This window comes from Shinella sp. 1A1, assembly GCF_055379515.1.
This window is the reverse complement of sequence record NZ_AP039671.1, coordinates 1,696,696-1,721,304: the sequence shown is the minus strand read 5'-3', so window position 1 is coordinate 1,721,304 and position 24,609 is coordinate 1,696,696. Positions and strand designations below refer to the sequence as shown.

The 24,609-nt window shown below is 65.2% G+C and carries 22 protein-coding genes; 12 read left to right on the top strand and 10 right to left on the bottom strand.

Going from position 1 to position 24,609, the window contains the following annotated elements; genetic code table 11:
* The first annotated feature begins 188 nt into the window (after positions 1-188).
* Entirely contained in the window at positions 189-2,417 is a 2,229-nt protein-coding gene (locus ACZ48C_RS08615; RefSeq protein WP_464782747.1) for an OmpA family protein, read from the top strand.
* Positions 2,418-2,478: 61 nt separating this feature from the next.
* On the opposite strand, the gene mobB is transcribed toward ACZ48C_RS08615, so the two are convergent.
* The 3 genes from mobB to ACZ48C_RS08600 are packed head-to-tail and all read right to left on the bottom strand — an operon-like array spanning position 2,479 to position 4,579.
* Positions 2,479-2,988, bottom strand: a complete 510-nt coding sequence (gene mobB, locus ACZ48C_RS08610) for a molybdopterin-guanine dinucleotide biosynthesis protein B (protein WP_318912158.1) — start codon at positions 2,986-2,988, stop codon at positions 2,479-2,481.
* The gene (mobA, locus tag ACZ48C_RS08605) at positions 2,985-3,620 is read right to left on the bottom strand and encodes a molybdenum cofactor guanylyltransferase MobA (RefSeq protein ID WP_464782746.1); all 636 of its coding nucleotides are present in this window, start codon (positions 3,618-3,620) and stop codon (positions 2,985-2,987) included. Before mobA ends, mobB begins: the two co-directional genes overlap by 4 nt.
* 56 nt (positions 3,621-3,676) lie before the next feature.
* Positions 3,677-4,579 (bottom strand): DMT family transporter, encoded by a 903-nt coding sequence (locus tag ACZ48C_RS08600; protein ID WP_464782745.1) that lies wholly within the window; start codon positions 4,577-4,579, stop codon positions 3,677-3,679.
* Positions 4,580-4,934: 355 nt separating this feature from the next.
* On the opposite strand from ACZ48C_RS08600, the gene ACZ48C_RS08595 reads away from it, so the two are divergent.
* Complete coding sequence (locus ACZ48C_RS08595) at positions 4,935-7,478, top strand: methyl-accepting chemotaxis protein (RefSeq protein ID WP_464782744.1); 2,544 nt, start codon at positions 4,935-4,937, stop codon at positions 7,476-7,478.
* Positions 7,479-7,537: 59 nt separating this feature from the next.
* Here ACZ48C_RS08595 and ACZ48C_RS08590 read toward each other — a convergent pair whose 3' ends face one another.
* Both ACZ48C_RS08590 and moaA read right to left on the bottom strand, forming a co-directional pair.
* Complete coding sequence (locus ACZ48C_RS08590; protein ID WP_464782743.1) at positions 7,538-8,176, bottom strand: DUF1176 domain-containing protein; 639 nt, start codon at positions 8,174-8,176, stop codon at positions 7,538-7,540.
* Between the two features lie 19 nt (positions 8,177-8,195).
* Positions 8,196-9,182 carry a GTP 3',8-cyclase MoaA gene (gene moaA, locus ACZ48C_RS08585; RefSeq protein ID WP_464782795.1) on the bottom strand — a complete coding sequence of 329 codons (987 nt, stop codon included), beginning with the start codon at positions 9,180-9,182 and terminating at the stop codon, positions 8,196-8,198.
* Between the two features lie 200 nt (positions 9,183-9,382).
* Here moaA and ACZ48C_RS08580 point away from each other — a divergent pair, with 200 nt between their 5' ends.
* The 4 genes from ACZ48C_RS08580 to ACZ48C_RS08565 all read left to right on the top strand — a co-directional run bounded on the left by ACZ48C_RS08580 (position 9,383) and on the right by ACZ48C_RS08565 (position 13,502).
* Positions 9,383-9,757 carry a gamma-butyrobetaine hydroxylase family protein gene (locus tag ACZ48C_RS08580; protein ID WP_318912151.1) on the top strand — a complete coding sequence of 125 codons (375 nt, stop codon included), beginning with the start codon at positions 9,383-9,385 and terminating at the stop codon, positions 9,755-9,757.
* Between the two features lie 54 nt (positions 9,758-9,811).
* Entirely contained in the window at positions 9,812-11,638 is a 1,827-nt protein-coding gene (locus ACZ48C_RS08575) for a monovalent cation:proton antiporter-2 (CPA2) family protein (RefSeq protein ID WP_464782742.1), read from the top strand.
* 71 nt (positions 11,639-11,709) lie between these two features.
* Positions 11,710-12,276, top strand: coding sequence for a TMEM175 family protein (locus ACZ48C_RS08570; RefSeq protein WP_119256182.1), 567 nt, complete (start codon positions 11,710-11,712; stop codon positions 12,274-12,276).
* A 14-nt stretch (positions 12,277-12,290) separates the two neighbouring features.
* A complete protein-coding gene (locus tag ACZ48C_RS08565; RefSeq protein WP_424548707.1) occupies positions 12,291-13,502 on the top strand; it encodes a low temperature requirement protein A in 1,212 nt (403 codons plus the stop codon).
* 141 nt (positions 13,503-13,643) lie between these two features.
* Here the strand turns inward: ACZ48C_RS08565 and ACZ48C_RS08560 are convergent, their stop codons facing one another.
* Positions 13,644-14,120, bottom strand: a complete 477-nt coding sequence (locus tag ACZ48C_RS08560; protein WP_313192959.1) for a MarR family winged helix-turn-helix transcriptional regulator — start codon at positions 14,118-14,120, stop codon at positions 13,644-13,646.
* A gap of 46 nt (positions 14,121-14,166) precedes the next feature.
* Between ACZ48C_RS08560 and ACZ48C_RS08555 the strand changes: the two genes are divergently transcribed.
* From ACZ48C_RS08555 to ACZ48C_RS08545, 3 genes are all read left to right on the top strand, one after another.
* On the top strand, positions 14,167-15,075 hold the full coding sequence (locus ACZ48C_RS08555) for an alpha/beta hydrolase (RefSeq protein WP_318912146.1): 909 nt from the start codon (positions 14,167-14,169) through the stop codon (positions 15,073-15,075).
* A 117-nt stretch (positions 15,076-15,192) separates the two neighbouring features.
* Positions 15,193-15,537 carry a hypothetical protein gene (locus ACZ48C_RS08550; RefSeq protein WP_464782741.1) on the top strand — a complete coding sequence of 115 codons (345 nt, stop codon included), beginning with the start codon at positions 15,193-15,195 and terminating at the stop codon, positions 15,535-15,537.
* A 37-nt stretch (positions 15,538-15,574) separates the two neighbouring features.
* Entirely contained in the window at positions 15,575-16,321 is a 747-nt protein-coding gene (locus tag ACZ48C_RS08545) for a M15 family metallopeptidase (RefSeq protein WP_464782740.1), read from the top strand.
* 15 nt (positions 16,322-16,336) lie between these two features.
* Here the strand turns inward: ACZ48C_RS08545 and ACZ48C_RS08540 are convergent, their stop codons facing one another.
* The 3 genes from ACZ48C_RS08540 to fumC all read right to left on the bottom strand — a co-directional run bounded on the left by ACZ48C_RS08540 (position 16,337) and on the right by fumC (position 19,981).
* Positions 16,337-16,984, bottom strand: a complete 648-nt coding sequence (locus tag ACZ48C_RS08540; RefSeq protein ID WP_464782739.1) for a L,D-transpeptidase — start codon at positions 16,982-16,984, stop codon at positions 16,337-16,339.
* Between the two features lie 334 nt (positions 16,985-17,318).
* A complete protein-coding gene (locus ACZ48C_RS08535; protein WP_424548712.1) occupies positions 17,319-18,389 on the bottom strand; it encodes a GGDEF domain-containing protein in 1,071 nt (356 codons plus the stop codon).
* A 167-nt stretch (positions 18,390-18,556) separates the two neighbouring features.
* Complete coding sequence (fumC, locus tag ACZ48C_RS08530; RefSeq protein WP_119256190.1) at positions 18,557-19,981, bottom strand: class II fumarate hydratase; 1,425 nt, start codon at positions 19,979-19,981, stop codon at positions 18,557-18,559.
* 503 nt (positions 19,982-20,484) lie between these two features.
* Here fumC and ACZ48C_RS08525 point away from each other — a divergent pair.
* Positions 20,485-22,365: a L,D-transpeptidase family protein gene (locus ACZ48C_RS08525; RefSeq protein ID WP_464782738.1), complete on the top strand. Its 1,881-nt coding sequence runs from the start codon at positions 20,485-20,487 to the stop codon at positions 22,363-22,365.
* Positions 22,366-22,455: 90 nt separating this feature from the next.
* Here the strand turns inward: ACZ48C_RS08525 and ACZ48C_RS08520 are convergent, their stop codons facing one another.
* Complete coding sequence (locus tag ACZ48C_RS08520) at positions 22,456-23,130, bottom strand: HAD family hydrolase (RefSeq protein ID WP_464782737.1); 675 nt, start codon at positions 23,128-23,130, stop codon at positions 22,456-22,458.
* A 189-nt stretch (positions 23,131-23,319) separates the two neighbouring features.
* Between ACZ48C_RS08520 and rpiA the strand changes: the two genes are divergently transcribed.
* Both rpiA and ACZ48C_RS08510 read left to right on the top strand, forming a co-directional pair.
* On the top strand, positions 23,320-24,018 hold the full coding sequence (gene rpiA / locus ACZ48C_RS08515; RefSeq protein ID WP_424548715.1) for a ribose-5-phosphate isomerase RpiA: 699 nt from the start codon (positions 23,320-23,322) through the stop codon (positions 24,016-24,018).
* Between the two features lie 18 nt (positions 24,019-24,036).
* Positions 24,037-24,576 carry a DUF2059 domain-containing protein gene (locus ACZ48C_RS08510; RefSeq protein ID WP_318912133.1) on the top strand — a complete coding sequence of 180 codons (540 nt, stop codon included), beginning with the start codon at positions 24,037-24,039 and terminating at the stop codon, positions 24,574-24,576.
* The last annotated feature ends 33 nt before the right edge of the window (positions 24,577-24,609 follow it).

Below are 24,609 nucleotides of genomic sequence, written 5' to 3'. Positions count from 1 at the left end.
CAATTTCTGCGCCCGCCTCTGGTTCGGCGGAAGGCGCGACCTATCTCGCCGGTCAACAGGAGGTTGTTCAGCGGGCATTCAGGCGCCTCTGATTACGCCTTTTCAGGAAAACGGCGATTTGCCGACCGGCCGCAGAAGCCGGCCGGTCGCTCTCGAAACAACAGACGGGACACCGTGAGGACAGAACGATGACTTTTCGCTCAAGACTTTTTGCAACCGTGGCGCTTCCGCTGCTTTCGGCATCGCTGATCGCCACGCCCTCGCTGGCCGATGCCCTGTCGAAGCCCTTCGAAGTTGCTCAGGAAAGCTCCGATGAAGGCCAGCCGAGCGAGGACGAACTGCTGCTGAAGCAGCAGCAGGAGGAACAGCGCCAGGCAGAGGAACAACAGCGCCAGGCCGAAGAGCAACAGCGTCAGGCTGAAGAGCAGCAGCGTCAGGCCGAGGAACAGCAGCGTCAGGCCGAGGAACAGCAGAAGGCTGCCGAGGATCAGCAGCGCGCGGCCGAACAGGAAGCCCAGCGTCAGGCCGAGGAGCAGAAGGCCGCCGAGGAAAGCGCCCAGCCGGCCGCCGAGGAAGAGCAGCCCCGCACCCAGAAGGAGCGCAAGGGCAAGAAGCGGCACCAGCAGGAGCAGCAGAGCGAAGAGCAGCAGCCTTCCGAGGAGCAGAACGCGGTCGGCGAGGACACCCAGCGCCAGGCTGAGGATCAGCAGCGCGCTGCCGAGGAAAGCGCTCAGCCTGCCGAAGAAGAGCAGCAGCGCTCGAAGAAGGAGCGCAAGGGCAAGAAGCACCAGCAGCAGGAGCAGCAGCAGACCGAGGAGCAGCAGCCCGCCGAGGAGCAGAATGCGGACACCCCGCGTCAGGCCGAGGAGCAGAAGGCCGGTGAGGAAAGCGCCCAGCCGGCCGAGGAGCAGCAGCCCTCGCAGAAGGAACGCAAGGGCAAGAAGCGACACCAGCAGGAGCAGCAGCAGACCGAAGGGCAGCAACCGACCGAGGAACAGCCGGCGATGACCGGCGAGGGCACGCCTGCCGAAACGGAAGGACAGCCTTCGACCGCCGAACAGCCGATGGACGCGGAACAGCAGCCGGCCACCGCCGAGGGCGGCGAGGCATCCGGCGAGAAGAAGGCCCCGGCCGTCGTCGAGACCCTTTCCGAGGAGCAGAAGCAGGAAATCGCCGCTGATCCGAGCAAGACCGACGAAACCGTCGTCCTGCCGGTCGAAAACGGTGCCGCCGTGCTGGACAGCGACAAGGACGCCGACAATGCCGGCGGCCAGAAGAGCCGCGACCAGCGCCGCAAGAAGCGCGAGGAACTGCGTGCCGAGGAAGAGGCGGCTCCCATGCCGGAATCTGACGTCTCGGCTCAGGCTCCCATCTCGGACGAGGTGCGTGAGGCCCTGCCGCAGCGAATCGACGCCGCGATCAAGGAAAAGGGCGAGCGCCTCGACGCCGCGCCTGTCTTCGAAGTCCCGCAGACGACCAATGTCATCAACAATACCGTGATCAACAACACGGTCGTGAACAACACCGTCAACAACAACACGGTGAACAACAATGTCACGCATGTGAACGTGGTGGAGAAGGTCGACAACCGCATGGTTCTGTCGATCGGCAACCAGCTCGTCGTGCGTGGCGATGACCGGGAACGCCTGCGGCACGATTCGGAAGAGGTCTATTACGACAACCTCGCGCGCGGCCGTGTCCGTGAAACCATCGTGCGTCCGGGCGGCGTGCGGCTGGTGACGATCTACAACCGCTACGGCGACATCATCCAGCGTTCGCGCATCGGCCGCGACGGCGACGAGCACATCCTCGTCTATGCGCCCGACCTCGGCGACGATGCGCCGCGGCCCGATTTCGTCGATGTCGGCTACGAGCTGCCGCCGATGCGCCTGCGCATTCCGGTTCGCGACTACATCATCGACACGTCCAGCGATCCGGACCGCGACTATTACGACTTCCTCGCCGAGCCGCCGGTCGAGCGCGTCGAGCGCGTCTACACGATCGACGAGGTGAAGCACTCGGCCCGCCTGCGCGACAAGGTGCGCCGTATCGACCTCGATACGATCACCTTCGCCACCGGCAGCGCCGAAGTGCCGATGTCGCAGGCCCGTACCTTGCGCAAGGTCGCCGACGCCATGCAGAAGGTGCTGGACAAGGATGCGGGCGAGACCTTCCTCATCGAAGGCCATACGGATGCGGTGGGTTCGGACAAGTCGAACCTCATCCTCTCCGACGAACGCGCCGAATCCGTCGCGAGCCTGCTCACCGACGTCTATGGCATCCCGCCGGAAAACCTGCAGACGCAGGGCTATGGCGAACGCTTCCTGAAGGTTCGCACCCAGTCCGCAGAACAGCAGAACCGCCGCGTCACCATCCGTCGCGTCACGACGCTGGTCCGTCCGGTCGCGCAGAACTGATCGCAGGCATGAACGGAGAAGGCCGCGGGAGAAATCCCGCGGCCTTTTTCATGTCCGGCGGTCAGGCAAGGCCGGTGAGGCGGATGACAAAATCGGCGATGGCCTTCGTGTCGTCGAGGTTGAAGACGGGCAGCGCCGCATCCGGGACCGGATGGTCGGCGGCGATGGCGGCGATATGGGGATCTTCCGGGGCGAGCGGCGTGCGGTTGGCCGCGTCCAGCCGGCGTGCCTCGATCTTCGGGATCGGCTCGCGCTTGTAGCCCTCGATCAGCACGAGGTCGCAGGGGGCGAGGCGGGCGAGGATCTCCTCGAAGGAGGGTTCCGGCGCGCCGCGCAGCTCGTGCATGATGGCATAGCGCGTGCCGGAGACGATGGTGACCTCATGGGCGCCGGCCTGTCGGTGGCGGTAGCTGTCGGCGCCGACCTTGTCGATGTCGAAGTCATGGTGAGCGTGCTTGATGGTCGAGACGCGGTAGCCGCGGGCGACGAGTTCGCTCACAAGGCGGACGGCAAGGCCGGTCTTGCCGGAATTCTTCCAGCCGGCAATGCCGAAGATTTTCGGTCGCGTCATCGTTCCAGTATCCAGAGCCAGTTTTCCGCCGCATCGAGATCGTCCGGCGTATTGATGTTGAAGAAGGGGTCGAAGGCGCCGCGCGGGGTCTCGACCGCCGGGAAGGCGACCTCCCGCGCCTGGTGGCGCTCCAGGTAGCTGCGCACCCGAAGCGCGCCACCGCCGGCCAGCCAGGCGGCAAGATCGTCCATCAGCGCGACGGGCCAGAGGGCGAAAACCGGATGAGGGCCGCTTGCCGAGCTGGCGGCGACGATGCGCTCCGGCCTGTCGACGGCCTCAGCGAGGCGTGCGACGAGATCGACCGGGAAGAAAGGGCTGTCCGTCGGCACGGTCGCCACGTGGCTCGCTTCGGGATGGAAGCGCCTTGCATGGTCGAGGGCGGCGAGCACGCCGCCGAGCGGGCCGGAGCGGGAGGCGTCGAGATCGGCGAAGACCGGCAGTTCCCCGCCTTCCGCGAAAAGCACGGGGCCGTTGGCATTGACGGCGAGGGCGGAGACCTGCGGGCGCAGCCGCCGGGCGGCGCGGTCGATCAGCGAGAGTCCGCCGAGCCGGATGCGCGCCTTGTCCTGCCCCATGCGGGACGACAGGCCGCCGGCCAGGATCACGCCCGGTATCGCCTCGCTCAGTGCCATTTCCTCCCGCCTTTCCTTTATCCGATCTAGGCCCTGCGGGCTTTGCCCGCAAGTGTTCAGGATGCCACGGGGATCTGCGTTTCGGCCGCCTCGGACCGCCGCCGGTTTTCGCGATAGAAGGTGTAGAGGCCGGAGGCGACGATGATCGTAATGCCGACCGTCATCCAGGCGTCGGGCAGTTCGGCGAAGAACAGGAAGCCGATGGCGATGGCCCAGACGAGGCTGGTATAGCGGAAGGGCGCGATGAAGGAGATCTCGCCGACGCGCATGGCGCTGACGATCGTCTGGTAGCCGACGAGAAGCAGCACACTCGCCGCCGCCAGCCGCGCGAGGACATCGGGCGGCATCGGCTGCCAGCCGCCCATCGGCACGACGAGCGCCCCGCCAAACAGCGTGATGGCGACGGCCGTCACGGCGCTGATGAAGATCGAGGGCACGTCGCTGCGGATCCTGCGGGTGGAGAGGTCGCGCGCCGCGGCGCCGACCACCGAGCCGATGGCGTAGATCGCCGCCATGGAAAAGCCCTCCGGGCCCGGCCGGATGACGACCAGCACACCGGCAAAGCCCGCGGCGATGGCAAGCCAGCGCCGCCAGCCGACCGTCTCGCCGAGGAACAGCGCCGCGCCCAGCGTGACGGCGAGCGGCAGGGACTGGAGGATGGCGGACGTATTGGCGAGCGGCATGGCGCCAAGAGCCGAGATATAGGTGAGCGAGGCGAATATCTCCGCCGCAAGGCGCAGCGCCAGGGCCGGCTGCAACACGATCCGCCAGGAGCCGAGCGCGCCCATGCTCCATGCGATGAGGAGGACCAGCGCGCTGGTCATCAGCCCGCGCACGAAGAGGATCTGGCCGGTATTCATGACATGGGTGACGGATTTGACGAGGGCGTCGTTGCAGGTGAAGGCCGCCATGGCGATGACCATGTAGAGCGCGCCCCGTGCGTTTCCGGAAGTGTTCATGCGGATGATTCCGAGCCTCTGTCGTCTTCTCATAGGCCGAATGGCGCAGCTTATCGACCGGAACAATCAGGGGTAACGGCAAAAGAGGATGCAAAGTCCGGTTTCCGTGCGGCTTGCGCCTGAATTGCTGCCCTCCCGCCGAAGGGTTTCATTAAGCTTCCCCACCTATCGTTGCGTGATCCCGATAAGTGATCGCATGATGCGACGGGTGAGGGCGCGCCGCCTGGTGGAAGATCGGCCGAAGCCCTGACAGCGAGGAGAACGGCCGGGCTCGGCAACGAGCCGAGCGGCCGCTTCGGCTTTGAGACACCCTGGGAAATCTTGGCTCTCATAAGAAGAACATATTGGGGAATCCATGTCATTCATCGACCGCCTGCTGCAGCAGCGTCGCATCGTCACGAAGGTGCTGCTGTTCGTCATTCCTCTCGTCGCCCTGATCGCGGGCATCGGCCTCGTCGGCTATTTCACCGCGAGCACGCTCAACGGCCACATGACCGTGACGCGTGAGACGATCAACAGCCTGTCGCATTTCCAGAACCTGCGCACCGGGCTTCAGGATTTCGTCGACCGGCCGGGCCAGGAAACGCGTGATGCGCTGGGCGCGCGGATCGACGAGCAGGAGGCCGGCATCCACGATCTCGACGCGCTTCTGCCCGACGCGGCGGAAAAGGCGAAGATCGCCTCCGTCGTCGCGCTTGCCGCGACCATGCGCAGCCAGAGCGAGACGCTCTGGGCCATCGACCAGGAACGCAACGCCGTGACGGCTGACCTCGAAGGCGCGCTTGCCGCCATGACGCGCGATGGCGAATTCGCCGAAAAGCAGATCGGCGTCATCCGTGGCGAATCGGGCGAGAAGGAAGCCTTCGCCAAGGCGCTGCTCTTCGACGCCGCCGCCTACCAGGGCCTTGCCGAGCGCATCGGCAAGTTCCGCAAGCCTGTCGCGCTGGCGATGAAGGCCGAGGACAAGGTGAAGGCGGCCGAGACCTACCTGCCGCCGCTTCTCAAGCAGCTCGACGAATCCAAGGCGATCGCCTCGGCCAAGGCGCTGGAGCAGATCAAGCCGCTCGAAGTCGAGATCGCCGCCATCAAGGAAATCCTCGCCGCCGGCGACGATGCCGAGACGAAGAAGACGAAATTCGTGCCGGTTCTGACGCGGCTTTCGAAATTCGATGCGGATTTCGTGAAGGAGGCCGGCAAGAACTCCGACACCGCCGCCAAGCGTTTCGTCGGCATGGATGCCGAGATCGCCCTCCTGAAGACGCTGATCGCGCTGATGGGCGATACGTTCAAGGGCATCGACGAGACCCGCCTGCATATCAGCGAGCTGCACCGCAAGCTCGACCAGGCGAGCCGCGACGCCGTGCTGGTGGACGTGAAGGCGGTTTCCGAAAGCGCCGGCAAGCTTGCCGAACTCGGCGCGAAGAATGCCGCATTGCGCGACCTTGCCGAAAAGCTCGCCCCCTCGCTCGCCAAGATCAAGAAGGGCACGCAGGATCTCATCTCCGTCGGCGAGAAGTGGCAGGCGGCGCGTGTTGCCGCCTATGCCTCGGTCGCCGATGCCAGCCAGACGCTCGAGCAGTTCGTCTCCAGCGCGCAGGAAGCCGGCAAGAAGGACAGCCAGCGATCGGCCAATGTCTCCATCATCGCCATGGTCGCGGGCACGCTGCTCGCCATCATCGGCGGCCTGATGCTGGTGGAAACCCTGCGCGGGCCGCTGAAGCGCGTCACCGAGGCCATGTCGCGGCTCGCCAGCGGCGACCTCGATATCAGCATCGACGGGCGCAACCGCGGCGACGAGATCGGCGACATGGTGCGCTCGGTCGCCGTCTTCCGCGATGCGGCGCTTGAGAACATCCGGCTGGAGCAGGAGGCCGAAGCCCAGCGCCAACTCACCGCGGAGGAAGAGGCCCGCCGCGCCAGCGAGCGCGCCCGCATCGAGGCGGAGCAGACCGAGGCGCTGACGGCGCTGTCCGACGTGCTCGGCCAGCTTGCCGCCGGCAATCTCGAGGAGAGCATGACGGAGGCGCTGGCCGCCGAATATGTCGCCATGGCCCGCACCTACAACAATGCGGTCGAGGCGCTGCGCGCCACGCTTTCCGACGTTCGCGCGACGACGATGGAGATCAACGGCGGCGCCGGCAACCTTGCCGCCTCCGCCGACGATCTCGCCCGCCGCACAGAGCAGCAGGCGGCGGCGCTGGAGGAAAGCTCCCGGGCGCTCCGCCAGCTCACCGACATCGTTCGCTCGACCGCCGAAAGCGCGCAACAGACCGCCGTTTCCGTCGACGAGACGCACAGCTATGCCCGGCGCTCCGGCGAGGTCGTGGCCAAGGCGGTTGACGCCATGGGCGAGATCAACCGTTCCTCGGAGAAGATCGGCACGATCATCGGCGTCATCGACGAGATCGCCTTCCAGACGAACCTGCTCGCCCTCAATGCGGGCGTCGAGGCCGCGCGGGCGGGCGAGGCGGGGCGCGGCTTCGCCGTCGTCGCGCAGGAGGTGCGCGAGCTTGCCCAGCGCTGCGCGGGTGCGGCCCGCGAGATCAAGGGCCTCATCTCCGACAGCTCGGCGCAGGTGCGCAACGGCGTCGCGCTCGTCACCGAGACGGGCGAGGCGCTGACCGTCATCAACGAGCACATTTCCTCGATCCATACGCTCGTCGGCAAGATCGAGGCTGCCGCCGCCGCACAGTATGAAGGCATCAACGAGGTGAACCAGGCGGTGCACCAGGTCGAGCTCATCACGCAGCAGAACGCCGCGATGGTGGAGGAGAATACCGCCGAGATCCACGGCCTGCGCCGGCGCGTGCAGACCCTCAACGAGAAGATCGACCACTTCAAGACCCGCGACCTCGACCTTCGGCAGGACGACGGTTACGGCCGGTATCACGCGGCCTGAGGGCAAAATCTTTCGATTGGAGGCGGCCGGGCGGAAGCCCGGCCGTTTTCACATCGGCCCTACCTGCCCGCCTCGTAGACGACATAGCTTTCCGGAACGTCCGGCAGAGGGTCGCCATAAGTGGGGTCGAACTCGAAGCGGGTCAGCACAAAATCGCCGCTGCGGAATGCCCATTCACCGCTGTCCCAGGCATCGCCGATGCCGCGCCATGCGGTATGGCTGTTGATGGTCCGGCTCTTCTCGTCGAAACCGGCGTTCACCAGAAGCGGCGTTGCGCGGAAACCGCGCACGGTCGGCTCGGCTTTCAGCCTGTTCCTGTTGTCGTCCGTATAGCTGTAGTCGACGTCGGGCATGGCGAAGGCGATGAGCTTCGGCGTGTCGTCGTTGCTCGTCTTCAGCACGACGGCATTGCGGATATTGTAGGCGCCGGAGCCGCAGAAGAGCAGGTAGAGCTCGGCCTGAACATCCTCGCCGTCGGGGTCGTAGGCGGGCTTGTAGGAGAAGCGGTAGACGGAATGGGCGAAGCCTTCCGCCTCGGGCCCGGCCATCGGAACCTCCTCCATGCCGTTCATGTCGCAATTCTCGCCGAGAGCCGCTTTGGCGATGACCTCGGCGGCGGCGATGCCGGCCGGGCGGTCGGCGGTGACGCCGGGCGCGGGAAGGGCGGTGCAGAGGAGGGCTGCTAGAAGACGTTTCACCAAGCCTCCGTTCCGGCGATCAGCCGCCGGTGACGCTCATGTGACGGGCGATGGCCGGGCGGTTGCGGCGGTCGATGATGAAATCGTGGCCCTTCGGCTTGCGGCCGATCGCTTCGTCGATCGCCTGCGAGAGCAGGGCGTCGTCCTCGGAGGCGCGCAGCGGCAGGCGAAGATCGGCCGCGTCGTTCTGGCCGAGGCACATATAGAGCGTGCCGGTGCAGGTGAGCCGGACGCGGTTGCAGCTTTCGCAGAAATTGTGCGTCATCGGCGTGATGAAGCCGAGGCGGCCGCCGGTCTCCTCGACCGTCACGTAGCGCGCCGGACCGCCGGTGCGGTAGGCGTTTTCGGTGAGGGTGAATTCCTCGGCGAGCCGGGCGCGCATTTGCGAGAGCGGCAGGTAGCGGTCCGTGCGGTCCTCCTCGATCTCGCCCATCGGCATGGTCTCGATGAGGGTGAGGTCCATGCCGCGGCCGTGCGCCCAGCGCATCAGGTCGGGGATTTCGCGGTCGTTGAAGTCCTTCAGCGCCACGGCGTTGATCTTGATCCTGAGGCCCGCGGCCTGCGCCGCGTCGATGCCCTCGATGACCTTGGAAAGCTCGCCCCAGCGGGTGATGGTCCTGAATTTTTCCGCGTCGAGCGTGTCGAGCGAGACGTTGATGCGCCGCACGCCGCAATCGGCAAGCTCGGCGGCATGTCTTGCGAGCTGCGAGCCGTTCGTCGTCAGCGTCAGCTCGTCGAGGCGGCCGGCATGGACATGGGCGCCGAGCCCGCGCACCAGATGCATGATGTTCTTGCGCACCAGCGGCTCGCCGCCGGTCAGGCGCAGCTTACGCACGCCCTTGGCGATGAAGGCGGAACAGAGCCGCTCCAGCTCTTCCAGCGTGAGGAGATCCTTCTTCGGCAGGAAGGTCATGTTCTCCGCCATGCAGTAGGTGCAGCGGAAATCGCAGCGGTCGGTGACCGATACGCGCAGATAGGTGATCGCCCGCCCGAAGGGGTCGATCATCGGCGCTTCGGATTGCGCGACCGCGTTCGCGCCGTTCCAGGGTCCTGCATGCGAATTCAAACCACGTCTCCTTTATCGACATGTCGTGCGCGGGGCGCGCTCCGTCAAGCCGATGCGGCGATTATGACAGCATTTTCAGCCTTGCGCATCCCCGGCTTGCGGCATAGTCCTTCGCGAAATCGAATGGAAAGGGATCAGGCATGAGCGACCTCTGGCCGACCGAGCTGCGCGTCTCCAAGGACCGCCAGCGCCTCGTCGTCACCTTTAACGACGGCGCGAGCTTCGATCTCTCCGCCGAGCTCCTGCGCGTGCTCTCGCCGTCGGCGGAAGTGCAGGGCCACGGGCCGGGGCAGAAGGTGACGGTGCCCGGCAAGCGCAATGTCGCGATCATCTCCATGACGCCGACCGGCAATTACGCCGTCCGCATCGGTTTCGACGACTTTCACGATACCGGCATCTATACGTGGTCCTATCTCCGGGAACTCGGGGAAAAGGGCGCCGGGCTCTTTGCCGATTACGAGCGCGAGCTTGCGGAGAAGGGCATGAGCCGCGATATTTCCGAGAAGCCGCGATAAACCTGGACTGCCTGCCGAAGGTAGCGTCCATTCCAATCCCGTCGGGAGACGCCCTTGGCAGCAGAAACGAACGCAAACGATCTCACCCAGGTTGTCGTGCTCCTGGCGGCGGGCGTCGCCGCCGTGCCGGTCTTCAAGAAGATCGGCCTCGGCTCGGTGCTCGGCTATCTGGCGGCGGGCCTTGCCATCGGCCCGTTCGGCCTCGGCTTCTTCTCCGATCCGCAGGCGATCATCCATGTCGCCGAGCTCGGCGTCGTGATGTTCCTCTTCATCATCGGCCTTGAAATGCAGCCCTCGCGGCTCTGGGGCATGCGCAAGGACATTTTCGGCCTCGGCACGTTCCAGGTGCTCGGCGCCATGGCGGCACTCACCGGGATCGGGCTTGCCTTCGGCTTTCCGCTCATTCCCTCCTTCGTCGCCGGCACCGGTTTCGTGCTGACATCCACCGCCATCGTCATGCAGATGCTGCAGGAGAGGGGCACGCTTTCCACGCTCAAGGGGCAGCGCATCATCGCGATCCTGCTCTTCGAGGACCTTGCCATCGTGCCGTTGCTCGCCATCGTCGCGCTGCTCGGCACGGGTGCAGCGGCGGCGGATGCATCCGACCGCTGGCTGTCGATCGCGATTGCCATCGGCGCGGTCGTCGCGCTGGTGCTGGCCGGACGGTACCTCTTGAACCCGCTCTTCCGGGTGCTGGCGGCATCCGGTGCGCGCGAGGTGATGACGGCGGCGGCATTGCTCGTGGTGCTCGGCTCGGCGCTTGCCATGCAGCTCTCGGGCCTTTCCATGGCCATGGGTGCCTTCCTTGCCGGCGTGCTTCTTTCCGAATCGTCCTTCCGCCACCAGCTCGAGGCGGATATCGAGCCGTTCCGCGGCATCCTGCTCGGCCTGTTCTTCCTCGGCGTCGGCATGGCGATTGACCTTTCGGTCATCGCCGCCAACTGGACGCTCGTGGTGGCGAGCGTCGCCGGCTACATGGTTGCCAAGACGGTGCTGATCTACGTCGTGGCGCGCCTCGTCGGCACCTGCCACAGCGAAAGCCTGGAGCGGGCGGTGCTGATGGCGCAGGGCGGCGAGTTCGCCTTCGTGCTCTATGCCGCCGCCGTCTCCGCCGGCATCCTCAACGGCGAGCAGAACGCCATCCTGACGGCGACCATCATCATCTCCATGGTGCTGACGCCGCTCTTCGTCATGCTGCACGACCGGCTGGTGCCGAAAAGCCAACCCTCCATCGAGGGGCTGACGCTGCCGGAAAATGTCGAGGGCACGGTGCTGATGATCGGCTTCGGCCGGTTCGGCCAGATCGTCAGCCAGCCGCTGCTTGCCCGTGGCTATACGCTCTCGCTGATCGACAAGGACGCGGAATTCGTGCGCGACGCCTCGGAATTCGGCTTCAAGGTCTATTACGGCGACGGCTCGCGCATCGACATCCTGCATGCGGCGGGCGCGGCGACGGCGAAAGCGATCCTCATCTGCGTCGACGACAAGGAGGCGGCGGTGAAGATCGCCGAGGTGGTGAAGGAGGAGTTCCCGCTCGTGCCCCTGCTTGCCCGCGCCTATGACCGCGGCCACGCGATCGACCTCGTCCATGCGGGGGTCGACTTCCAGATCCGCGAGACCTTCGAATCCGCCATGATCTTCAGCTGCGAGACGCTGAAGGCGCTCGGCGAGGACGAGGAACTGGCGGGCGAGGTGGTCGAGGAATTCCGCGACACGGACCGCGAGCGCTTCTCCCTCGAGACGGTCGGCGGCATCTATGCGGGCCGCCAGCTCATCCGCGGCAATGCCCAGCCCGCCGATATCGTGGCTGCGCGCACCGGCAGGGTGCGGGCGGCGGCGGAAGAGGAGCGCCAGCGCCACGCCGAGGAAGAGGCGAATTGACGTTACGCAATCTTCTGTAGCGACTCAGCGCAACATGCGGCATCTCTAATGAGAACGGATAGGGAGCGCGCATGAACAAGGGACGTCTGGAAGCCTTCAGCGATGGCGTGATCGCCATCATCATCACGATCATGGTGCTGCAGCTCACCGTGCCGAAGGAACCGACCTTCGCGGCGCTGCTGCCGCTGATGCCGGTCTTTCTCGGCTATATCCTGAGCTTCGTCTATGTGGGGATCTACTGGAACAACCATCATCACCTGCTGACGGTATGTGACAATGCCAGCGGCAGCGTGCTCTGGGCGAACATGCATCTGCTTTTCTGGATGTCGCTCATTCCCTTTGTCACCGCCTGGATGGGCAACAATCCCTCCGCGGCGCTGCCGACGGCGCTCTACGGCGCGATCCTCCTGCTGTCGGCCATCGCCTATGCCATCCTGCAGATACGAATCGTTGCGGTTCATCCCGATCCCGAGCGTGTAAAGCGCGCCCTCGGGACCGACTTCAAGGGGCGCTTTTCGCCTCTCTTCTATCTCGCCGCGATCCTGCTCGCCTTCGTTTCTCCGACGATCTCGCACCTCATCTACGCCGCCGTCGCGCTGCTCTGGGTGGTGCCGGACCGTCGTCTCGAAAAGCTCTAACCGAGGAACCCGCCATGACGGCGCAGAATGACGAACGCTTCGCCCATTCCGCGAGCTTGCGGGCGCGCGGCACCGCGCAGGAAGGCAAGGTCGCCTTTGCCGAGCTCTTCTTCGATCTCGTCTTCGTGCTGACGATCATCCAGCTTTCCCATACGCTCGCCGCACATTATTCGCCGCTCGGCCTCGTCGAGGCGGGCATGCTGTTGCTGGCGGTCTGGTGGGTGTGGATCTACACGACCTGGGCGACGAACTGGCTCGACCCGGACAAGACGCCGGTGCGCGTGCTGCTCTTCGTGCTGATGTTCCTCGGCCTGATGCTCTCCATCGCCATTCCCACCGCCTTCGGCGAGGGCGGGCTGCTGTTCGCGCTGACCTATGTCACCATGCAGGTCGGTCGCTCGGCCTTCACCGCCTTCGCGATGCGGCGGGACTGGCCGGAGAACAGCCGCAACTTCACCCGCATCACCGCCTGGACGGTGTTTTCCGCCGTATTCTGGCTGGCCGGCGCTTTCGTGGAACATGAAGCGCGGCTGGCGCTCTGGCTGGTCGCGCTCGGCGTCGAATATGTCTCGCCGGCGCTCGGCTTTGCCGTGCCCGGCCTCGGGCGTTCGTCGGTGAGCGACTGGCAGGTGTCGGGCGAGCACATGGCCGAGCGTTGCGCGCTCTTCGTCATCATCTGCCTCGGCGAGACCATCCTCGTGACCGGCCGCACGGTTGCCGGCATGGAACTGCTCGACGGCTTCACCATCTTCATGCTGGCCGCGGCCTTCGTCTCGACGGCGACCATGTGGTGGATCTACTTCCGCTTCGGCCATGGCGAGGCGGCGCATCTCATCGAGCATTCGGCAACGCCTGGCCGCATCGCGCGCATGGCCTTCACCTATGCCCATATCCCGATTGTCGCCGGCATCATCCTTTCGGCGGTGGCGGAGGAATTCGCGCTCGCCCATCCGCACGGCCATCTCGATTTCAGGACGGCGAGCGCCATCATCGGCGGGCCGGTCGTCTTCCTGCTCGGCAATATCTGGTTCAAGGCGGCGATTCGCGGGCGCTCGCCGCTGTCGCATCTCGTCGGCATCGGCGCGCTGCTGGCGCTATCGCTGGTCGTGCCGGTCGTAGAACCCTACCAGCTCTTCATGGCGGCCGGCGCGGTGCTGTTCGGCGTCGCCGTCTGGGAGTTCCTGTCGCTGCGGTCGACCCGCGCGGACGACGTCGCCGCCGTCTAGGACCGATCGCCATTCAGCCCATGCCGGCCTGCAAACGGCACTTTTCCGGGCTTCCGGTGCTCACGTACCGAAAGTACGCTGCGCTCCGGATCCCGGAAAAGCACCATTTTCGGCTCAGCCTGAACTGAATGTCGATCGGCCCTAGTCCTCTGCGTCCTCGTCCGTCTCCATCGTCTGGAGGAGGCGGATGATGTCCTCCATCGCCTCGGCGACCTGGAGGCAGCGGTCGGCGGGCGTCTGCGACATGATCTTCTCGATCATTCCCGTCTGTATGGCCATGGCTTCCATGGTGAGTTCTCGGCCGGCTTCCGTCAGCGAAAGGCGCAGGATGCGCTTGTCCTTCGTGTCGGGCCGGCGGACGATCAGGCCGCGCTTTTCGAGCTGCGGCAGCAGCATGCTCATGTTCGAGCGGCCGACCAGAAGCTTGCGAGCCAGCTCCTGCTGGGAAATGCCGTCGAAGCGGTAGAGATTGATCAGGATGTCGAGATGCGGCGTCTTGATGCCGAGGTCCGCGATCGCCCTTGTCATCGCCTGCTGCATGAGCTGGCAGGCGCGCGCCACGCCGATCCAGCTGCGAAAGCGTGGATGATCCCAGGGGAAGGCTTGATTTTCGTTCATGGTTGTACTTTATTGTTCAGCATTGAACATTTTATGGATTCCCACTATGGCATCCTTTGGCTTGAAGGTCATCCGGCTGGCGCTTTCGGGCGTGGCCGCGGTGTCTCCTAATGCGGCGGGCCGCGCCGCCTTCCGTCTCTTCGCGACGACGCCCCGCCGGCGCCCCGGCACGGCGAAGGAGAAGGAGCTGTTCGCCCGCTCGCGCGGCTGGATGCGGCAGGCGCAGCGCGTCACGCTTTCCTTCGAGGGCGGCAGCGCCGTCGCGCACCGCTTTGCCGCGCGCCCCTGCGAGGCCTTTGCGGGGCGCGTCCTCGTGGTGCATGGCTGGGGCTCGCGCACGGCCTATCTTGCCGCCCTTACCGAGGGGCTGGTCGCCGCGGGCCATGAGGTCGTCGCGCTCGACCTGCCGGGCCACGGCGCCTCGCGGGGTCGCACGCTGACGCTGCCGATGGCCGTCCGGGCGATCGACGCGGCCTGGCAGCGCTTCGGCGGCTTCGACTATTTCTGCGGCCATTCCTTCGGCGGCGCATCGCTTGCCTGCGCGGCAAGCGGCCTCGTGCCCTCCGTTCCCGCCCACCGGCCGCGCCGGCTCGTCACCATCGGCTCGCCGAGCGAAATGATGTGGCTTTTCAAGGATCTCGGCCGGCTGCTGAAGCTCGGCCCCCGGGCGCAGGCGGCACTGGAGAGCCATGTGGAACGGATCGCCGGCGCGCCGCTTTCGGCCTTCGATGCGGCGAACGGGGCAGGGCGGCTCGGAGCGCCCATGCTGGTTCTCCATGCCGAGGACGACAAGGAGGTGCCGGCGCTGCATGCCCGCCGCTATGCGGCCGCCGGGCCGAACGTGACGCTCGAATGGGCGAACGGCTTCGGCCATCGCCGCATCGTCTCGGCCGAACCGGTGATCGACCGCATCGTCGATTTCCTGGCGGAGGACCGGCGGCGTCTTGCCGCCTGATGGAAGGCTCGAATATCCGGACCCTCCCGCCCGTCTTGTCATTGCTAAGGGCTTCGGCCGGATTTGGAGTGAGAAATGCGGACAGGAATTTTCGCGGCGGCTTGTGCTGCAACATTGATGGTTTCGACGGGTGCGGCCCATGCCGACGAATTGCTGGAAAGTTATGACGCCTATATCGGGCAGGACGATCTCTACAATTCCAGCAACGAGCGCCTGACCCAGCCCTGGCAGGTCATCCGGCAGGATCGCGCTAATGTGCACCGCTTCGGCATCCGCCAGCCTGGCGACGATATCGACAACTTCTTTGCATCCGCCCGCAACCGCGATCTTGCCGAGCGCATGATCCGCGGCGGCCGGATCGAGGGCAGCGCCGCGCGCCGCATCCTCAACGGCGATGTGCGCATCTCCGTCGAAATCTGGCGCGGCGCGGGAGGCGACTATATCAATATCTCCGTCGATTAAGCGCTGGTTCGCCGCCGCGCTCGCGCTGGCGGCGGCCATGCCGGCCGCGCGCGCGGCCGAGCCCGACCTTGCCACGCGCCTCAAGCTCCTCGTGGAGGCCTATCCCGAGAGCCTTTCCGGCGTCGAGGGCAACATGCTTCTCCTGCGCGACGGCGGCGAGCCGCTTGCGATCGCCGACGGCAAGGCGAAGGACCATCAGGCGGCGCTGGCCGGCGGGGACATCGAGGACAGCCTGCGGCAGGTCTATCCGCTCGGCGCCTGCGAGGCGAAGCCGGTGGTCGATTTCGACCCGGGCCGCATCCGCAGCGATGCGCTGATGATGCGGCTTTACGGCCGGACCGCGAAGGCGGTGGAAGGCGACCTCGTTCCCGTCGCCTGGTTCGGCACGACATTGCGCGTCACCAAGCGGCAGGGCGCCGCGGCGGCGCTGGAAAAGGTGCGGGACGCGCTTGCCGAAAGGCCGGCGCTGAAGCGCTACCTGGCGCCCTCCGCCGGCACCTTCAACTGGCGCAAGGTCTCCGGCGCGCCGAACATGTCGGTGCACAGCTTCGGCGCGGCCATCGACCTCAACACGAAATTCGCCGATTACTGGGTCTGGTCCGGCGGCAAGCCGGGCAAGGTACCGCGCCATGCCAACCGGTATCCGCTGGAGATCGTCGAGATTTTCGAGCGGCACGGCTTCATCTGGGGCGGGCGCTGGTACCACTACGACACCATGCATTTCGAATACCGCCCGGAACTCATCGCAATAGCAAAAGCGGCAGGCGCATCGGCCTGCCGCTGATCGTTCCGGTCTTCCTCAATTGCGCACGATGACCGTCGTGCCGGGCGTCACCTGCGCATAGAGGTGCTCGACATCCTCGTTCGCCATGCGGATGCAGCCGGACGACTGCGCCTTGCCGAGCGAGGACGGCTGGTTCGTGCCGTGGATGCGATAGATGGTGGAGCCGAGATAGATGGCGCGCGAGCCGAGCGGATTGTCGAGGCCGCCCTTCATGGTGACCGGCAGGACCTTGCCCTTCTTCGCCTCGCGGGCGCGCATGTCCTCCGGCGGCGTCCAGGTCGGCCATTCGGTCTTGCGCGTCACCGTTTCCGTGCCGGTCCAGATGAAGCCCTCGCGGCCGACGCTGACGGCATATTTCATGGCGAGGCCGGAACCGAGCACGTGGTAGAGGCGCCGCTCGGAATTGTCGACGATGATCGTGCCGGACGGGACGTCCTCGTCGAAGGCGACGAGTTCGCGGGCGATGGGCGCGCGGGAGACGGCGGCGATCTTCGCATTGGACTTCACAGGCTTGCCGCCGGAGAGCACCTGCAGCCAGCCGGTCTTCTGCGAGGCGGAGGAGAGCGACGCGACCTCGATCGGATCGACCGTCTTGTCGGCGGCCGCGCCGATACCCGTGGTGGAAAGAAGGCCGGCGATGAGCGCGATGGCGAGCTTTTTCATGTCCTGTCCCCTGTCTTGAGGCCGGGGCGTTCCGCCCGGCGTGTTCCGATGGGGACGTTGTAGGACGGCGGCGTGCGCCGCGATGTTCCGGCGGGAACAGGCGCCCGCCGGCCGTATACCCTCAGAAGGGCTGGATCCAGACGAGGCTGCTGACCATCAGGACTGCGATGATCGTCATTTCGAGAAATCCGTTCTGCATGGCACGATCCTCCGTTTGCCGTGGAAACGCTCAGGTCCCGCCACGGTTCCGCCGGATTTGGCCGGGGAGAAAATTTCGTTGCCGAAATGCAAACGGCGCCGCGAAGGGCGCCGTTTCGGAACAGGAACGGATGTCCTACTTGCGGTAGATCAGCCAGCTCTTGGTGAAGTCCTTCTTCATGCCGTCCTCGAAGGCCATGGTGCGGTTGCGCCCGCCGTTCTTGGCGCAGTAGAGCGCGATATCGGCCTTGGAGTAGAGTTCGCCGGGACCTTCCGCCCAGGAGGCCATGCAGAAGCCGAGCGAGATGGTGATCGGGCCGTAGTTGACGCCGGTCTTGGAATTCTTGAACGGCGTGTGCTCGAGCGCGGTGCGGATGCGCTCGGCGATCGCCATCGCCTCTTCCTCGGTATTGCCCTCGACGATCATCGCGAATTCCTCGCCGCCGGTGCGTGCGACGAGGATGTCCTTGCGCACGTTCGCGCGGATCAGGCTGGCGACGGAGGCGAGGATCTTGTCGCCGACCGGGTGGCCGTAGGTGTCGTTGATCTTCTTGAAATGGTCGATATCGGCAAGGACCAGCGCGGTGACGTTGCGCGACATGGAGGAATTGTAGATCGCCGAGAGCTTGTCGTCGAAGGCGCGGCGGTTGGAGAGCTGCGTCAGCGAATCGGTGTTGGCGATACGCTTGTATTCGTCCAGCTCCTTGCGGACGTTCTCCATCTCTATGGATTTCTGCGTGACGTTCTCGACCATCTCCTTGCCCTGGGTGATGGTGTCGCCGGTCGCTTCCGTCAGGACGCCGATGGCGCTGCGGATGATCTCGGCGCTGGTGACGCTCTTGCCGCTGATGCGCACGAAGGTTTCGTCGAGCAGCCTGTTATAGCTTTCGAGCGAGGTCTGTTCCTGCTTGAGGAGGCGGAGGATGCCTTCCAGCTCGCCGACGATCCTCGTATGCGCGCCGTCGATGACGGTTTCGCCGTGATGATGGCCGAAATAGCGGGCGCCGATCTCGTCCAGTTCCTCCTGCGAGGCCTTGGTGCCGAGGGCGGCCAGTTCCCGCGTCAGCTTGGGGTTCGAGCCGATATAGGCTTCGTAGAACAGCTCGTAATTCCGCGGAATGGGAGAAACGCCCATTATGCGCATGGCATAGGTCACCTGTGCCGCGATATCGGGCACCTGGACCTTCTGCGCGACTGCCGTGTTCATTGCGGCTGCTCCTGATTTCCCTGGTTGGCTCCCATCCCGTAAAATACTGCGAAAAAGCTTTGGGAAAGATTAACGTTTGTGTATTCCGTAACGGAATGCGGAAAGAAAAAAGGCCGCAAATCCAATGATCTGCGGCCTTTTCGCTTGTTATATTAAAAAAAACTTCTTCAACCCGGCATGATCATTTTTTCCGGGCGCACAACCTCGTCGAACTCCTCGTTCGTGACGTAACCGCCGCCGACGGCCTCTTCGCGGAGCGTCGTGCCGTTCTTGTGCGCGGTCTTGGCGATCTTGGCGGCATTGTCGTAGCCGATCTTCGGGGCGAGCGCCGTGACGAGCATCAGCGAGCGGTCGAGCGCCGCCTTGATGTTGTCCTCGCGAGCCTCGATGCCGACGACGCAATTGTCGGTGAAGGAGATCGCGGCATCCGACAGGAGCTGGACCGACTGCAGGAAATTGTAGGCCATCAGCGGGTTGAAGACATTGAGCTCGAAATGCCCCTGGCTGCCGGCGAAGGTCAGCGAGGCATGGTTGCCGAAGACCTGGGCGCAGACCTGGGTGAGGGCTTCGCACTGGGTCGGGTTGACCTTGCCGGGCATGATGGACGAGCCGGGCTCGTTTTCCGGCAGGGAGAGTTCGCCGAGACCGGAGCGCGGACCGGAGCCGAGGAAGCGGATATCGTTGGCGATCTTGAAGAGGGCGGCGGCGGCCGCGTTGATCGCGCCGTGCGAGAAGACCATGGAATCGTGCGCGGCGAGCGCCTCGAACTTGTTCGGTGCGGTCTTGAAGGCGATGCCGGTGATTTTCGCGATCTGATCGGCGACCTTTTCCGCAAAGCCGACCGGGGCGTTGAGGCCGGTGCCGACGGCGGTGCCGCCCTGGGCGAGTTCGCAAAGGCCCGGCAGGGTCAGTTCGATGCGCTTGATCGAGGAGGCGACCTGCGCGGCATAGCCGGAGAATTCCTGGCCGAGGGTCAGCGGGGTGGCGTCCTGCGTGTGCGTGCGGCCGATCTTGATAATGTGGTCGAAGGCCTTGACCTTGGCTTCGAGCGCGGCGTGCAGGTGCTTGAGCGCCGGCAGCAGGTCATGGACGATGCGCTCGGCGCAGGCGATGTGCATGGCCGTCGGATAGGTATCGTTCGACGACTGGCTCATGTTGACGTGGTCGTTCGGATGCACCGGCTTCTTGGAGCCCATGACGCCGCCGAGCATTTCGATGGCCCGGTTGGAGATCACCTCGTTGGCGTTCATGTTGGACTGGGTGCCCGAGCCCGTCTGCCAGACGACGAGCGGGAAATGGTCGTTGAGCTTGCCGTCGATGACTTCCTGCGCGGCGGCGACGATCGCTTCGCCGAGCTTCGGGTCGAGGCGGCCGAGCTCCACGTTGGCGCGGGCGGCGGCCTGCTTGACGATGCCGAGGGCGCGCACGACCGAAAGCGGCTGCTTTTCCCAGCCGATCTTGAAGTTGCCGAGCGAACGCTGGGCCTGCGCGCCCCAATAGCGGCTGTTATCCACTTCGATGGGGCCGAATGTATCCGTTTCCGTGCGCGTCGATGTCATTGTGCTTCCCGCTTTAAAGCCCATGCGCTCCATCCTGCCGCCGGCGATGCCGCCGCATGGGGCGCGGCAGGCCGGGCGAGCGCGGGCCGTTCGGGAAGGGCCGCGCTGGCGCGAAAAAATCGCGCAAATCTCTGGCCCATCTCAGACCCGGTTGCAAGGGCGGATTGGCGGTGTGGGACGAGACTTTCGGTTAAAATCGATTAGGCGGCGGATATGGTCGCGCAAGGGGTCTCGAAGGCGTTGCGGGCGCTGTGCCTTTTCCATCACAACCGCCGGCACAAATTTTTTCTGATTTTCTGCCGAAGCATTTGGATAACCGGCTCCAGGCAAAAAAATCCGCGTCAATTCAAATTTTTACCGGGTGTCGTCCGTCCTGTTTTGCAGGTTCGGGCATAACGGTTTCGTGAGGCGTGGAACGGTCGGCGGGGAGGGGCGTTTCCTTTTCATTCACCATCCTTTCCTATAACTTACCGGCCTGCTGGTTCGGGCGCCGCCAGAGACCGCAAGGTGCGGTTCATTCGGGGAATGGAATACTTATGAAGCTGTCAAAGACTGCCGTGCTGGCCGCTGCGCTGGCTCTGTCCTGCGCCACCATCACGCTGCACGCCGCGCCCGCAAATGCCATTACGCTGATGGATTTCATTCGCGGCGGCAAGAAGAAGGAGCCGAAGCGCGAGGAGCTTCCGGGCGTGCAAACCGGCGCGGTGATGCCGAATGCCGCGGTGAAGCAGGAAGCAAAGCCCCTGCCGCGCGTCACCGGCCCCCGTTACTATACCTACAAGGCCGATGCCCTGAAGCGTGTCGCCGTCGATAAACTGGCCGATCCCGTCGTAACCAGCTCGATCTCCGCGGATATCGTGCCGGCCGGCGATTCCGGCATTCGCGCGGCCTTCGCCTCGGTCAACGTGCGTACCACGCCGGATGCCGCCAAGGCGGTCGAGACGTTCTACGCCGACCACAAGAAGCTCGTCTGGGTCGAGGGCACGGGCATCAGCGAGAAGGCCAAGGCTGCCATCGCGGTGCTCGCAGATGCCGCGGCCGTCGGTCTCGACCCCTGGGACTACGCGGTGCAGATCCCCGCGGACAGCTTCGACAGCGCCGACATGAACGCGCGCTACAACGAGCTTGCGACCTTCGAGATCGCCCTCTCGTCGGCCGTCGCGACCTATGTGCAGGACGCGGTGCGGGGCCGGATCGATCCGAACCGGATTTCGGGCTATCACGACTTCAAGCGCAAGGACGTCAATCTCGTCGCCGCCCTGAAGAACGTGGCGCTGAGCGGCAACGTGAAGGGCTACCTCGAAAGCCGCTCGCCGGCCAATGCCGATTTCCAGGCGCTCAAGGCCGAGCTTGCCAGGCTGCGCGCCGAGACCGAGGGCGACGACCGCGTGGTGATCGCCGAAAATACGCTGCTGAAGCCGGGCCAGAGCAGCCCGGAACTCGCCAATATCGTCAAGGGCATCGTCAAGCACGGCTCGGATGCGCTGAAGACCGATCATTCGGTGACCATCGCAAGCTATGCGGGCACGCCGGACTATACGCCGGAACTCGTCGCGCTCGTCGAAGCCTTCCAGAAGGAGAACGGCCTGAAGCCGGACGGCGTCGTCGGCAAGGCGTCGATCCGCAAGCTCGTCGGCGGCGATTCGGTGGCCGACAAGGTCGCCAAGCTCGAAGTCGCGCTGGAACAGGCCCGCTGGCTGCCGGCCGATCTCGGCGCGCGCCATGTCTTCATCAACCAGCCGGCCTTCATGGTCTATTACTACGAGGACGGCGCGGAAAAGTTCTCGATGCGCACGGTCGTCGGCTCCAAGTCGCACCAGACCTATTTCTTCGAGGACCGCATCCAGACCGTCGAGGTCAACCCATATTGGGGCGTGCCGCAGTCGATCATCATCAACGAGATGCTGCCGAAGCTGCGCAACGACCCGTCCTATCTCGACCGCATGGGCTACGAGGTCGCCGTGGGCGGCCGGGCGGTGCCGTCGTCCTCCGTCAACTGGAGCGGCTCGACCGCCGGCGTTTCCGTGCGCCAGCCGCCGAGCGGCGACAATGCGCTTGGCGAATTGAAGATCCTCTTCCCGAACAGCCACGCCATCTATATGCACGACACGCCATCGAAGAGCTTCTTCAAGAAGGACATGCGGGCGCTCAGCCACGGTTGCGTGCGCCTTGCCGAACCGCGCAAGATGGCGGCGGCCGTGCTCGGCGTCAGCGAGGCGGATGTCGGCAAGGAGATCGCGGCCGGCCGCAACAAGGCGCTGAGCGTGAAGGCGGATATCCCGATCTACATCACCTATTTCACCGCCTGGCCGAACAAGAACGGCGCGGTCGAGTATTTCGACGACGTCTATGGCCGCGACGACTATATGCGCAAGGCCTTCGCCGCCACGCGTTCGGCACGGCAGGTCCAGGGCTGATCCTGCGAGCCGGCTGGTAAATCAAAGGGCACGTCTCCCGGGAGGCGTGCCCTTTTTCATTGCAGCATTTTCACATTTGCCGGAGATGCTCTAGCGGGCGATGAGGCGCTCCACGAGGTCGGGCGTCAGTTCGTCGAAATGGGCGATGACGTGGTTCGGCTCGAGCTCGGCGACCGGCACGTCCGAATAGCCGAAGGGCACGCCGATCGACGGGACGCCGGCATTGCGGGCGACGAGCATGTCGTTGAGGCTGTCGCCGATCATCACCGTGCGCTTGGGGTCGGCCCCGGCGAGGCGGACGGTACCGAGCAGGTGCTCGGCATCCGGCTTGCGCACGGCGAAGGTATCGCCGCCGGTGATGGCGGCGAAGCGCGCCGTGAGGCCGAGGCCGTCGACGAGGCGGCGGGCAAGCCCTTCCATCTTGTTCGTGCAGACGGCGAGGCGGTAGCCGGTTCCGGCAAGACGGTCCATGGCGTCGGTGAGGCCGGGATAGGGCGCCGAGACGCCGGGCATGGCGTCCGCATAGTGCTCGACGAAGACGGCGAGCATGCGCTGCAGCTCCTCGTCGGAAATCTCGCGGCCGCGCAGCGCGAAGGCGCGTTTGATCATCACCTGGCCGCCGTGGCCGACGAGATAGGTGAGGTCGCCGTAGCCGACCGGCTCCAGCCCTTCGAGGCCGATCGTGTGGTTGAGGCTCGCCACGAGATCGTGTGCCGTATCGATGAGGGTGCCGTCGAGATCAAAGACTACGAGAGGAGCGGACATGAAAACCTGCGGGTGGAAAGAGGGAGGATGCTTCCGGTATGCGACGGCGGGGCGGCATTTGCAATCCGCTTTCCTGCCGCAGGGCGGCGGCGATTTTGGCTTTCGTTTGCCGGCAGGGGCGTGTAAGTGTCTCACCGGAATTTCGGCCGCTTCGCGCGCCGGTTTGCAACGGCTCAGGGAGTTTTGGGCATGGACGCCCGTGAAATGAAGATCAAGGCCGCCGAGGCAGCGCTGGCCCATGTAGAAGACGGCATGCGCCTCGGCATCGGCACCGGCTCGACCGCCGAGGAATTCGTGCGGCTCCTGGCCGAGAAGGTGGCCGGCGGCCTCAGGGTCGAGGGCGTGCCCACCTCCGAGCGCACGGCGCGGCTCTGCGTCGAACTCGGCGTGCCGCTGAAGTCGCTCGACGAACTGCCGGAACTCGACCTCACCATCGACGGCGCCGACGAGGTGGACGGCAGGCTGCGCCTCATCAAGGGCGGCGGCGGCGCGCTGCTGCGCGAGAAGATCGTCGCCAGCGCCTCGCAACGCATGATCGTGATCGCCGACGAGAGCAAGGTCGTCGAGACGCTCGGCGCCTTCAAGCTGCCGATCGAGGTCAATCCGTTCGGTCTCGCCGCAACACGCATCGCCATCGAGAAGATGGCCGCGCGCCTTTCCCTTTCCGGCCCGATCGCGCTGCGCACCTCCGGCGACGGCCCGTTCATGACGGACGGTGGACACTACATTCTCGACGCATCTTTTGGCCGCATTCCTGATGCAGATGCGCTCGCAAGCAATCTCAATGACATACCGGGCGTCGTCGAACACGGCCTCTTCATCAATATGGCGTCGCTTGCCATCATCGCGGGACCCGCTGGTGCGCGCACGCTGACGGCGAAAGAATAGACAGGAGCACAGACCGACATGATCAAATTTGCTGGTTTCGGCCGGACCCTCGCGGTGACCCTCATCGTTTCGGCTGGCTTTGCCGGCGCCGTCAAGGCGCAGGACGTCACGGACGCGCAGATCAAGGCAGCCCGCGCCGCCATCGACGCCATCGGCGCGACGAGCCGCTTCGACGATATCCTTCCGAGCCTTGCCGCCCGGGTGAAGGCGTCTCTCGTGCAGGCCTCGCCGAACCACGAACCGGAAATCAGTGCCGTGGTCGACGAACAGGCGCTGGCGCTGGCGCCGCGCCGTGCCGACCTCGAGAAGGAAGCCGCGACGATCTACGCCAAGACCTTCACGCAGGACGAGCTGAAGGCCATTGCCGACTTCTACGGCTCGGCCGTCGGCAAGAAGCTGCTGTCGGACGGCCCGATCGCCACGCGCGAAGTCGTGAAGGCTGCCGAAATCTGGGCTTCGGGCATCGACCGCGACCTGCGCACCGAAAGCGGCACCAAGCTCGACCAGATGATCGGCGCCAAGCCTGCCGAAGGCGGCGACGCGAAGCCGAAGCAGTAAGTATCGACGGAAAAAGGCGGCCACGGGCCGCCT